This is a genomic window from Acinetobacter indicus (assembly GCF_009914475.1).
GTDB classification, from domain to species: domain Bacteria; phylum Pseudomonadota; class Gammaproteobacteria; order Pseudomonadales; family Moraxellaceae; genus Acinetobacter; species Acinetobacter indicus.
On the sequence record NZ_CP045198.1, the window covers coordinates 2,729,218 to 2,741,641 of the forward strand.

Sequence of the window (12,424 nt, forward strand, 5' to 3'; positions counted from 1 at the left end):
GGTAAGATATGCGATTAATTTGTAGACTAAAAGAGTGTGAACTATGACGGATGCAACTGCAGGCAAAATCCCTCACGTACTGGTCATTATGGATGGTATTGGGCATCGTGAAGCTGTTGAGGACAATGCGTTCCTGGCGGCACAACGTCCAAATTTGACCGCTATGCAGGAAAAGCATCCGCATGGGTTGATTTCAGGTTCAGGTGAAGATGTGGGCCTGCCAGATGGTCAGATGGGTAACTCCGAAGTGGGCCATATGAACCTGGGTGCCGGCCGTGTGCTATATCAGGACTTTACCCGCATTACCAAAGATATCCGTACCGGTGCTTTCTTTGAACATAAAGTGCTGGTCGATGCAGTCGAGAAAGCCAAAGCTGCGGGCGGTGCCGTGCACTTAATGGGCCTGCTGTCGGAAGGTGGCGTGCACTCACATGAAGACCATATTGTGGCAATGGCGGAGCTGGCGCTGAAACGTGGTGCAACTGTTTATTTACACGCATTTCTGGATGGCCGTGATACTCCGCCAAAAAGTGCGCAGCCCTCTTTGCAAAAACTGGATGCCCTGTTTGCCCAATATCCAGGCCAAGGCCGGATTGCCAGCATGATCGGCCGTTATTTTGCCATGGACCGCGACAACCGTTGGGACCGTGTAGAACAGGCTTATCGTCTGTTAACAGAAGGTGAAGCAGTCCGTACTGCAGCAACCGCCGTAGCTGGTCTGGACGCAGCTTATGCAGCCGATGAAAGCGATGAATTTGTTAAAGCTACCCGTATTGGTGAGGTTGCGGCAATTCAGGATGGCGACAGCGTGGTGTTCATGAACTTCCGTGCAGACCGTGCCCGTGAACTGACCAAAGCCTTTGTGGAAACCGACTTTGCCGGTTTTGAGCGTAAAGTGGTGCCGCAGCTGGCCAAGTTTGTGATGCTGACCCGTTATCAGGCCACCATTGATGCACCTGTGGCTTATATGCCAGAAGCACTGAAAAACTCGCTCGGTGAATATCTGTCAGACCTGGGTAAAACCCAGCTGCGTATTGCCGAAACCGAAAAATATGCACACGTGACCTTCTTCTTTAGTGGCGGCCGTGAAGATGAATATCCGGGCGAAAAGCGCATTCTGATTCCATCACCAAATGTAGCGACTTATGATCTCAAGCCAGAAATGAGCGCGTATGAAGTAACGGATGAGCTGGTGGCAGCGATCAATTCAGGTGAATATGACTTGTTGGTGGTCAACTATGCCAATGGCGATATGGTGGGTCATACCGGTGTGTTTGATGCAGCGGTGAAAGCGGTAGAAGCAGTGGATACCTGTCTGGGCCGTGTGTATGAAGCTGTAATGGCCAAGCAGGGTCATATGCTGATTACTGCTGATCATGGTAATGTCGAGCAGATGCAGGACTATGACAGTGGTCAGGTTCATACCCAGCATACCACCGAGCTGGTGCCGTTTATTTATGCTGGCCCGACCCAGGCGGTGATTGCAGAAGGTGGTGTTCTGGCCGATGTAGCACCGACTTTATTAAGTCTGATGCAACTGCCAATTCCTGCAGAAATGCAAGGGCGTAATTTAATTACCCTGACTCCATAAACTGCCAACAGATAGGTGAAAGGATGGTTCCACACTGGAAACGCGTGCTTGTTGCAACAACATTGATGATGTGTGTGAACCTGCCTGTCTGGGCGGCAGAAGATCAAGATCCGCTGGCACTGGAAGAAACTACCGAGCAGGACTATGTTGAAGTGCCGGTCGAATCGATCCAGCAGTTTGTCAAAATTTATGGGCTGGTCAAAGCCAATTATGTCACGGAAAAAAGTGACGAAGCTTTGTTTGCTCAAGCCATTCAAGGTCTGGTTTCCGGACTGGACCAGTATTCGCGTTATCTGAATGCCGAAGATTACCGTGCCTTGGTGCAATATACCGAAGGCGATCTGGCCTCGGTCGATTTTAATTTACGTTACGATGCCCAGCAGCATCAATGGCAGATTCATAATTTAAGACCCGATGCCGACTCGGCCAAACAAGGCCTGCGTAATGGTATTTCGGTTTTTAAAATCGACAATCAGGAACTGCAAAAGCTCAATCAGGATCAGGTCAATGCCTTGTTGATGGGCGCGGTTGGCTCCAATATCACCTTGCAACTGACCGCAAGCGCGCAGCCGATTCGTCTGGTACGCAACAGAAAAGTCGAAACCGATATTCAGGCGCAGATGCTGAGTAATCAGGTACTACTGATTAAAGTCAAAGTCTTCCAGCAAGATACTGCCAATGAAATCAAGGAACTGATCGAACAGTACAGCACACCACGGCTAAAGGCGGTACTGTTTGACCTGCGCAATAACCCGGGCGGTTTGCTGTCCTCGGCAGTCGAATCGGCCGATCTGTTCTTGAATCAGGGCGTGATTGTTTCTACCAAAAGCCGCGCTGAAGGCGACCAGCAATTTCAGGCTTTACCGAGTTTTGAATTCCAGAATCTAAAGGTCGGTGTGCTGATTAACCAGCGTTCGGCCTCGGCTGCAGAAGTGTTTACTGCCGCCTTAAAAGATCATGGCCGTGCCTGGGTGATTGGTGAAAAAAGTTATGGCAAAGGGGTGGTACAGAAGCTGTTTCCGCTGTCAGATGGCACCGCCTTACAAATGACGGTTTCTCACTATTACACCCCGCAAGGCAAAATGATTGAAGGGGTCGGGATTGAACCGAACCAGCGCTATGCACTGCAACAGGATATGAAAGAAGACAATTATCTGGACCATGTTGCAGAGCTGCTGTTAAGTCATAAATAGGCGCAGGGTTCGCACCTTATTCATCGGTATCCAGTCCGAATTTCTTTAGTCGATAACGCAGGGAACGAAACGACATCCCCAGTTTTTTCGCAGCCAGGGTCCGGTTCCAATGGGTCAGATTCAGTGCATTCAGCAAAATCTCTTTTTCGATTTTCTCCAGAAACAGCTCCAGTCCTTCTTCCGGAAGTTTACGCGGAGCAGCGGGCAGGGCATCAGCTGTAACCGGTGTTGCCGGGTCAGCTTCTGGCTCGGCCAGCGGTGCCATTTTGCGTAAGGGTGCGGTCTGCAGATGTGGCAGATCAATCACATCATCATCACTCAAGGTCATGGCGCGTTCAATGATATTGCGTAGCTCACGCACATTACCCGGATAATACTGTTCCAGCAAAAACTGCTGGGCACGTTCTGACAGGGTTTTGCTGTGTATATCCCATTCCTGGGCAATTTTCTGAATAAAATGCTGGGCCAGCAATAAAATATCCTGACCACGCTCACGTAGCGGTGGCAACACAATATCCATCACATGAATCCGGAAGAACAGATCCTGACGGAACCGGCCTTGCTGGACTAACGCTTCCAGGTCCTGATGGCTGGCACTAATAATCCGGAAATCAACATCAATTTCCGTCTCGGAACCGACTGGACGAATCCGTTTTTCCTGCACCGCGCGCAGCAGTTTTACCTGCATATTGAGCGGCAGTTCGGCAATTTCATCCAGAAACAGGCTACCGCCGTGTGCTGACTGAATCAGGCCCTGTTTGTCCTGCGCTGCACCGGTAAAGCTGCCTTTTTTATGGCCGAAGAATTCGCTTTCCATCAAATCGCCCGGAATCGCGCCACAGTTGATGGCAATAAAAGGCCCGTCACTGCGGTTGCTGAGGCGATGCACCAGATTGGCCACTACTTCTTTCCCGGTGCCCGATTCACCACTAATAAACACCGGTGCCTGCGAGCGGGCAATTTTTTTCAGGGTGGTGCGCAGTTGCTGAATCGGTAGAGATTGCCCGATCAGCATCCGCTGTTCCAGCTGGTCCGCTTCCTGGCTATGTGCTTTAAACAGCGGCTGATTCAGTGCTTTTTCCAGCAATTGTTCGAGGTGTTTCTGGTTAATCGGTTTGCTGACAAAATCAAAGGCCCCGGCTTTGAGCGCGGCAATGGCAATTTCCATATTGCCATAGGCCGTCAGCACCGCAACCGGCAGCTGCGGAAAATGCTGGGCAATCAGCTCAACCAGTTGCAGGCCATTGCCATCGGGTAAATTCAGATCGGTGATGCAGGCGTCATAGTGATGACTGGACAGCAACTGCCGTGCCTGCTCCAGCCGGTGTGCCACGTGTGTTTGAATCCCCATGCGCGCCAATGTCATTTGCATGAGCGTGCATAAATCTTCCTCGTCATCGACGAAGAGAACGAGTGGTTGTTCCACTAAACTTCCCCAAAAACTATTTATTTACGTCAACAGGTGAGCATTCAATCCTGAAACATGCTCCTTGTTTTTGTTCTACATAGCGCAACTTGGCCCGATTGGCCTCGCAGAAACTATGTGATAAGTATAATCCTAAACCAGTTCCACTAATTTCGGTACTAAAAAATGGTTGAAACAGGTAGCGAATATCATGTGAAGCCACGCCACTGCCATAATCTTTGACATCCATATAGACCGTGTCCTGCTGGCGATAAAGTTGCAGTTCAATCGGATGATCCGGCGCATTGTGGCGCTGGGCATTACGGATCAGGTTAATCAGCACCTGACGCAGCTGGGATTCATCAAACAGAATCTGCAGAGGTTCGGGCTGGCTGACCTGAATCTGGCTGGCCAGATCGGCCAGATCATCCTGGATCAGCTGCGGAATAAAACGCGCCAGATCAATCTGCACCGGTGTGGTTTCCTTATTTTTCACCATGCTCAGGGTGTCATCAATGATCTTGTCAATGCGCTGCGACTGCTTGTCAATCATCTGGCTCAGCATCTGCTGCTGATCGGTATCGCTGCCAGCCAGCAGGCGATTGGCCTGGACAATGGCCGCCAGCGGATTACGGATTTCATGGGCAATACTGGCCGAAAGCTGGCCCAGTGCTGCCAGTTTCAGTTGCTGCACACGCTGGTTGATTTGCCGTGCATCCTGCAGCACCAGCAAGGTTAAGGTCTGCTGAGGCACCACCAGCTTTTGTACCTGAATCTGGATCAGGAAATGACTGAGCTGCGATTCAAACTGGAATTTTTCGCCGTTAGAGAGCTGGTCAAACTGCAATAATTGAAATAGGTCGGGCTGTACTTTATACAGTGGATATTTGTCGAAAGCATACAGCGGATTAATACCCAGCAAATGGCAGGCGGCCGGATTACTGACCATAATATGGCAGTTTTCATCCAGCACCAGATAGCCCATATCGGTCTGTTCCAGAATATAGCGGTTAATATTCTTTAGCCGGTTCAGTTCCAGTGACTGGGAAAAGTTCAGGTGTTCCAGAATCTGGAAACGGCGGACGGCAATCTGGCCAAAACGGTAAATAATAAAAAACAGGAACGAGAGCAGGGCACTTTGCCCGATGCGATCCAGAGAGGAAAAATCCAGTAATGTGCCAACAAAATGCTGATAGGTGACACAAATCATCGCCACCAGGGTAATGAACAGCGCCTTGCTTTTTTCCAGCAATAATGTCGCGGCGAAAATCGCAATCACAAACAGCAGGCTTAAATGCAGGCTCGGTCCATCCAGTGCAAAGGTCAGACTGCTGAGCACCAGCACATCAACACTGAAAATCAGCGTGAGTTGTAGCGGAATCCTGTGCCGGACATAGCGAAAATACAGCAGCTGGGCACAGCTAAAAATAAAATACAGCACCAGACTGGCGGCATACAGCCGGGGATGCTGATAATCATGATTGAGAGTTTGAGTGGTGAGTAAATAAATCAGCAGCAAACAGAAGGCAATTATCAGCCGATACGCCCCGTACCATAGCCCGAGATGGTACTGGTTCAGTTCAGCTTGCGTACGGCGGATATCCATGAGGCTTAAACCGCTTAAGGTTTAATTAATCCGTAGCGAATGGCCAGATGGGTCAGTTTGACATCACTGTCGATATTCAGTTTTTCAAAAATACGGTAGCGATAGGTGTTTACGGTTTTCACGCTGACGAACAGCTTGTCAGCAATTTCCTGCGCGCTAATACAGTTCACCACCATCATTGCCACCTGCATTTCACGTTCCGACAGGCTGTCGAACGGTGATTGCTGGGTGTCTGACAGGTAGGAACTGGCCAGTTGCTCGGCAATATCGGCACTAAAATATTTACCGCCCTGCATGACTTTTTTAATGGCACGCACCATTTCCGAGACAGGTGCACCTTTGGTGATATAGCCTTTGGCACCGGCTTTGAGTAATAAAGAAGGATAGGGTTCTTCGGCCAGACCACTGACCGCCAATACCTTGGTTTCCGGGGCAGTCTGTAATAAACGGCGCGTGGTTTCCACCCCGCCAATGCCCGGCATGTTCACGTCAAGCAGGACCACATTGGGATGATGCTGGCGCACCAGATTAATGGCTTCTTCCCCAGATTCAGCTTGTCCAATGACCTGAACATCGGTGTGGTCTTCGAGCATACGGCAGATGCCGGTACGAACCAATTCATGATCATCCACCACTAAAACTGTGATCACCTAGACTCTCCCTCTCACTAAAATCATCTTTTTTGTTACATATAGCAAAATTAACTTGCAATCAACCGACAAAATTGGCCATCCTATTCTTAACCTAAAGTGAAAAATTCTGCACAATGTCGGAGGCTAAAATTGGTTCCGTGCTGTGTTGTAAATGTAAGGCATATTTGAGGTAATACGCAAATGTATCTTACCTCCCTGAGTTGAGTAAGCAATAGTGAAAAATTCTAAGAAGTTATTAATGCATGTGCTGGGAGCATCGGTTCTGCTCGGCATGAGTTCAGTCAGTACTGCTGAAATCGTCATGAACCCTTCCTCGGGGAGTAACGCACAGGCAACGCTAAGCTGGTCATCTGAAGAAGCCAACCAGCTACTGAATGGCGATGTGATGACCACCGCCACGACTTCTGTGACCGAGCAGGTGGTGGAACCGTCACCACAAGGCTCAACCAAAATTACCACCACGGTACGCAGTTCCAGCACACCGGCGCCCGCCAGCACGGTCAGTAGAACCAGCCCGATTCTGGATACTGCATCCTATAGCAACCAGCCCACTGTGAACGCACGTGCCGCACTGGTGATGGATGCCAATACCGGTGAAGTGCTGTACAGTAAAAATACCAATACCGCGTTGCCGATTGCTTCAATTACCAAAGTGATGACTGCGGTAGTGACGGCGGATGCGCGTTTAAATATGTCTGAGCAAATTACCTTGCAGCAGATTGATTTTGCCGGTGCAGCAGGCAAGAACTCGAGTTCGACCCTGCGTGTGGGCGACAAGATGAACCGTGCTGAAGCCTTATTATTTGCCTTAATGAAATCAGAAAACCCGGCCGCAGCAGCGCTGGCACGTACCTATCCGGGTGGACGAAGTGCGTTCGTGGCCGCTATGAACAACAAAGCGCGTGAGCTGGGCATGCATTCGACCCGCTTTACCGAATCAACCGGTTTGGACCCGCGCAATGTGTCATCGGCACGTGATTTAGGCATTCTGGTCAGTACCGCCTCTCAGTATGGTCTGATCCGCCAGTTCTCGACCACGCCAAGCTATGACTTTAACTTAGGTTATCGGGTGCTGAAATCGAACAATACCAATTCACTGGTGCGTAATGGTGGCTGGAATATCAACCTGTCCAAAACCGGCTTTATTAATGAAGCAGGCCGTTGTCTGGTAATGCACACCACTTTAAATTCACGTCCGGCGGTGGTGATTATTTTAGGGGCCAGCAATACCCAGGCGCGTAATAACGATGCCACCCGTTTAATGTCCTGGACCAGCCAGTTACCAAAACGGATTTAAGCTGAATTGTTCTGTGCGAAATCGTGCAGAACTTAAAACCTCAGCCATAAAAAAATCCCTGCATGAGCAGGGATTTTTGTTTCAAACCGGAATTATTGATCCATATTTGAAAGGATAGAATCACGAACCTGATCCATGGTAGCGTCAATCGACAGCATCACCGCATCCTGGCACTGTTTCATTGCAGTGTCTGGGTCTTTCAGACCGTTACCAGTAACAGTACATACAATTACTGAACCTTCTGCAATTTTACCGGCTTTAATGTCACGCATCGCACCGCCAATGGATGCTGCAGATGCAGGCTCAACAAACACGCCTTCGTACATGGACAGCATGCGCTGAGCTTCCAGAATTTCCGCATCGGTCAGTTCATCGAACCAGCCTTGTGAATCACGAACTACAGCTTTGGCATGGTTCCAGCTTTGCGGGTTACCAATACGGATTGCAGTGGCTACAGTTTCCGGGTTTTCAACTGGCGCACCACGTAAGAATGGCGCAGCGCCAGAGGCTTGATAACCGACCATAACTGGTAAACCTTCCGGTTTTGGACCAGTAAAGGCATCCGTTGCCGCATCATACACCACTTGTTCAAACTGGTCTGCAGGCTGGTTAGCTACAGCTTCGGTATAACCCATCCAGTGTGCAGTAATATTGCCCGCGTTACCAACTGGCAGGCAGTGGTAGTCTGGGGCACGGCCGAGTTCATCCACGATTTCGTAGGCAATGGTCTTTTGACCTTGCAGACGGTACGGGTTGATCGAGTTTACGATGGTTACAGGAGCCTGATCGGCCACTTCTTTCACCAGACGCATACCATCGTCAAAGTTACCGCGAATCTGCATGGTGATGGCACCGTACATCATGGCCTGTGCCATTTTACCCATGGCAATTTTGCCTTCAGGAATCAGCACAAACGCTTTGATACCAGCACGCGCTGCATAGGCTGCTGCCGCTGCAGAAGTGTTACCGGTAGAGGCGCAGATAATGGCTTTTGAACCTTCTTCAACCGCTTTGGTTACGGCCATGGTCATACCACGGTCTTTAAATGAACCTGTCGGGTTTAAGCCTTCATACTTCACATAAATTTCAACGTTCTTGCCAATAATACGTGGAATGTTCTCAAGCTTGATTAGCGGGGTATTCCCTTCACCGAGAGAGATTGCACGTGTAGTTGCAGACACTGGTAAACGGTCACGATAACGGTCAACTAAACCAGTATAACGATTGGCATTCGACATGATGATGTTCCAATTGTGTGTAGAGCTTGGCAAGGGGAAATATTCCCCTTGACCCGATTAATTATCAAGCGATTCTAAACGAATTCGTACAATTTCGCCATGAATCACAGGCAAAGCTTGAATTTGTTGTAACGCTTCATCCATTTTTGATTCCTGAACTGGGTCAGTCAGAATCACGATAGGAATAAGGTCTTTTAAGCGAGATTGCTGCATGATGGCATCAATACTGATACCGGCACGGCTTAAAATAGTGGTGACATCGGCTAGTACACCGGTCTGGTCTTCGGCATTAATGCGAATATAGTAACCCGTGGTCATCTGTTCACGGCTTAAAATTGGCAGGTCAGTTAAGGCTTCGAAGGCCAGTTGCGGAATTGTACCTGCACCGTCTTCGGTATAGGAGATGTCACGGACAATATCGACCACGTCAGCAACCACTGCTGAAGCGGTTGGGCCTGCACCGGCACCGGCGCCATAATACAGGGTTGGACCGACTGCATTGGCCTGCACCAGCACCGCATTTTTCACGCCATTCACATTGGCAATCAGTTCTTCTTCAGGAATCAGGGTTGGATGCACACGTAATTCAATACCGGCATCGGTACGGCGTGCAATTCCTAAATGCTTGATACGGAAACCTAAATCTTCGGCATATTTGACATCTTGCGCGGTAATTTTGCTAATGCCTTCGGTATACACCTTGTCAAATTGCAGCGGAATACCAAATGCACATGAGGCCAAGATAGTCAGCTTGTGCGCTGCATCAATGCCTTCAACGTCGAAGGTTGGATCGGCTTCGGCATAACCCAGCTCTTGCGCTTCTTTCAGCACATCGGCAAAGGCACGGCCTTTTTCACGCATTTCGCTTAAGATGAAGTTACCGGTACCGTTAATGATACCCGCCAGCCATTCAATCTTGTTCGCGGCCAGACCTTCACGAATCACCTTGATGATTGGAATACCACCAGCTACCGCAGCTTCATAGGCGATCTGAACGGCATGATCATCCGCGGCTTTAAACAGTTCGTTGCCGTGTTCAGCCAGCAAGGCCTTGTTTGCGGTGACAATATGTTTGCCGTGTTTCATCGCTTCCATAATGACTTCATATGCAGGATGAATCCCACCCATGACTTCAACCACGACATCTACATCCGGTTGACGCACGATATCCAGCAGATCCGAGCTTTGTTTGACCGTTTCTGGCAGGTTCAGGTCTGGACGCGGACGACGGGTGCCGACATAGGTAATTTCAATTTCACGACCGGTGCGACGTTTAATCTCAGCAGCATTTTCTTTTAATAGTTTAAGGGCACCACCACCCACAGTACCAAGACCGAGGATTGCCAGACGAACTGGTTTCACGTCACACTCCATATTTAATCAATTTTAAGCGAGCTTAGATCATAGCTAAAAAAAGCTGAAGACTCTAGCGTAGAAATCACTTTCTCTTGATCTATAAAAAACAGTAATTTAACCCATTAAAATTAGTTATTTAAACGCTTCAGCAATTCGCTTGGCGACAGATAACCACCAAGGTAAACCCCGTCTGCACTATAGATTGCCGGTGTACCGTTCACCCCAATATTCAGACCCAGCTGATAGTGTTCACGTACTGGCGTTTTGCAGCTCGCGGCAGGCAGTTCAGCACCGGCAATGGCCTGATCAAAAGCCGTATGGCGGTCTTGGCTACACCAGACGCTTTCCATGGCCGGAATAAACTGTTCACCACGTGGCCAGGCAATATAGCGCACTTCAATGCCTTTGCTGTTCAGCTCATCCATATGTTCATGCAGCTTGTGGCAGTATGGACAGCTGACATCGGTAAACACATAAATGATGTGTTTGGTTTCACCCTTGGCTTTATAGATCAGCAGGTCCTGCTCTTTCAGGCTGGCAAAAATCTGTTTATTGGTGCCGGCTTGCAGGCTCTCACCGACGTTATGTAGCTGTTTGTCGCCTAAACGGATCACATCACCCTGGAAAATGTATTTGCCATCGCTGGTGGCATAGACCGCAGACATGCCTTCCAGGCTGACCCAGTACAGATTGGGAACTTCCGTGGTTTTAACTTCCGTGATTTTGGCCTGAATGCCAGCAGTTTTAAAATGCTGTTCCAGGGTTTTGACCAGACGCTGCTGGGCATTACGTTCAGAAAGGGTAGAGGCTTCCCCGGTTGCCGGTGCACTGGCCGTAAGCGTGGTTTGTTTTTTCTCATCATTATTGCTCGAGCATGCCGTCAGGCCCAGGCCTGCAGCAAGTGTCATGGCCATTACAATTTTCGCGCGGGTAAATGTCATTGCTAACCCTTTTCTTATCGATATAAAAACAAGGAGGCTAGCATAACAAAAAAAAATGACCGATCGAAAACTTCTTGGTCGTATTTCGGCAGTGCGGTTAAGCGCGAGGATGATGGGTCGCGTGCAGCTGCTGCATGCGAATCTGCGCGACATGGGTATAAATTTGTGTGGTCGACAGGTCGCTATGCCCCAGCAGCATTTGCACCACGCGCAGGTCCGCGCCATGATTGAGCAGATGCGTGGCAAAGGCATGGCGTAAGGTATGCGGCGATAATTCGGCCTGAATCCCGGCCTGTAGTGCATAGCGTTTAATCGCATACCAGAAGTTCTGCCGGCTCATGATGCCGCCATGCTGGGTCAGAAATAAATAATCGGTGCTGGTTTTATATAGCTGCGGCCGCGCCTCTTGCAGATAGTGTTCTACCCATTCACAGGCGACCTGGCCTAAAGGCACCAGACGTTCTTTATTGCCTTTGCCGACAATGCGCAAATAACCCTGTTTCAGGTTAATCAGCTCCAGACGTAAATTCAGCAATTCAGACACCCGTAACCCACAGGCATACAGCACTTCAAACATGGCCCGGTCACGCAGGCCCAGCGCTGTATTGACATCCGGTGCCTGAATTAGCGCTTCAACATCGGCTTCGGACAGATCTTTGGGCAAGGCCCGGCCCAGTTTTGGGGTTTTATGTGCGGCGACCGGATTGTCGGCGCGCAGTTTCTGTTCACGCAGAAATTTATAAAAAGCCCTTAAGGCCGATAGGCAGCGGGCAATCGAACGTGGGCTTTTTTGCTGTTTGGTCAATTCAATCAGGACATCGGAAATATCATCATGACTCCAGTCCAGCATCGAACTGGGCACGCAGGCACTGCATAACATTAAGTCGGACAGATAGGCATTGCGGGTATGTGGACTGACGGTTTGTGCTACTAGATGATCGCGAAAGCCCTGCAAATAGCTTAAATGTTCCGGAATGGTGACAGGTGCAGGAATGCGGGGCTTTTTATTGAGCATGTGGATCACTTTAATTTAAGAATTCGATCAAGATCATTGGAATTCTCCAATGTAGAGTAATTTTTCCGGGCTGTCGATGTGATATAAGAACGGAAACGTAATCAATCCTTATTTGTTAATTATTCTCAT

The 12,424-nt window shown here is 49.3% G+C and carries 10 protein-coding genes; 3 read left to right on the forward strand and 7 right to left on the reverse strand.

From position 1 onward, the window contains the following. The first annotated feature begins 43 nt into the window (after nucleotides 1-43). Together gpmI and GA693_RS13445 are read left to right on the forward strand one after the other, a co-directional pair. Nucleotides 44-1,591 carry a 2,3-bisphosphoglycerate-independent phosphoglycerate mutase gene (gene gpmI / locus GA693_RS13440; RefSeq protein ID WP_160241705.1) on the forward strand — a complete coding sequence of 516 codons (1,548 nt, stop codon included), beginning with the start codon at nucleotides 44-46 and terminating at the stop codon, nucleotides 1,589-1,591. A gap of 23 nt (nucleotides 1,592-1,614) precedes the next feature. Continuing rightward, nucleotides 1,615-2,784, forward strand: coding sequence for a S41 family peptidase (locus GA693_RS13445; protein WP_160241704.1), 1,170 nt, complete (start codon nucleotides 1,615-1,617; stop codon nucleotides 2,782-2,784). Nucleotides 2,785-2,800: 16 nt separating this feature from the next. Here GA693_RS13445 and GA693_RS13450 read toward each other — a convergent pair whose 3' ends face one another. The 3 genes from GA693_RS13450 to gacA form a co-directional block, all read right to left on the reverse strand. Next, a complete protein-coding gene (locus GA693_RS13450) occupies nucleotides 2,801-4,156 on the reverse strand; it encodes a sigma-54-dependent transcriptional regulator (protein ID WP_218945238.1) in 1,356 nt (451 codons plus the stop codon). Nucleotides 4,157-4,226: 70 nt separating this feature from the next. After that, nucleotides 4,227-5,795 (reverse strand): sensor histidine kinase, encoded by a 1,569-nt coding sequence (locus GA693_RS13455; RefSeq protein ID WP_104489117.1) that lies wholly within the window; start codon nucleotides 5,793-5,795, stop codon nucleotides 4,227-4,229. 14 nt (nucleotides 5,796-5,809) lie between these two features. Then, a complete protein-coding gene (gacA, locus tag GA693_RS13460; RefSeq protein WP_005181577.1) occupies nucleotides 5,810-6,445 on the reverse strand; it encodes a response regulator transcription factor GacA in 636 nt (211 codons plus the stop codon). Between the two features lie 217 nt (nucleotides 6,446-6,662). Here gacA and GA693_RS13465 point away from each other — a divergent pair, with 217 nt between their 5' ends. Next, complete coding sequence (locus GA693_RS13465; RefSeq protein ID WP_127799456.1) at nucleotides 6,663-7,745, forward strand: serine hydrolase; 1,083 nt, start codon at nucleotides 6,663-6,665, stop codon at nucleotides 7,743-7,745. A gap of 92 nt (nucleotides 7,746-7,837) precedes the next feature. Here GA693_RS13465 and thrC read toward each other — a convergent pair whose 3' ends face one another. The 4 genes from thrC to xerD all read right to left on the reverse strand — a co-directional run bounded on the left by thrC (nucleotide 7,838) and on the right by xerD (nucleotide 12,295). Continuing rightward, nucleotides 7,838-8,983 carry a threonine synthase gene (gene thrC / locus GA693_RS13470; protein WP_005181581.1) on the reverse strand — a complete coding sequence of 382 codons (1,146 nt, stop codon included), beginning with the start codon at nucleotides 8,981-8,983 and terminating at the stop codon, nucleotides 7,838-7,840. A gap of 57 nt (nucleotides 8,984-9,040) precedes the next feature. Beyond that, a complete protein-coding gene (locus GA693_RS13475) occupies nucleotides 9,041-10,345 on the reverse strand; it encodes a homoserine dehydrogenase (RefSeq protein WP_016659702.1) in 1,305 nt (434 codons plus the stop codon). Nucleotides 10,346-10,467: 122 nt separating this feature from the next. Then, entirely contained in the window at nucleotides 10,468-11,280 is an 813-nt protein-coding gene (locus GA693_RS13480) for a DsbC family protein (RefSeq protein WP_160241702.1), read from the reverse strand. Between the two features lie 97 nt (nucleotides 11,281-11,377). Then, nucleotides 11,378-12,295, reverse strand: coding sequence for a site-specific tyrosine recombinase XerD (gene xerD / locus GA693_RS13485; RefSeq protein ID WP_005181586.1), 918 nt, complete (start codon nucleotides 12,293-12,295; stop codon nucleotides 11,378-11,380). Nucleotides 12,296-12,424: the final 129 nt, after the last annotated feature.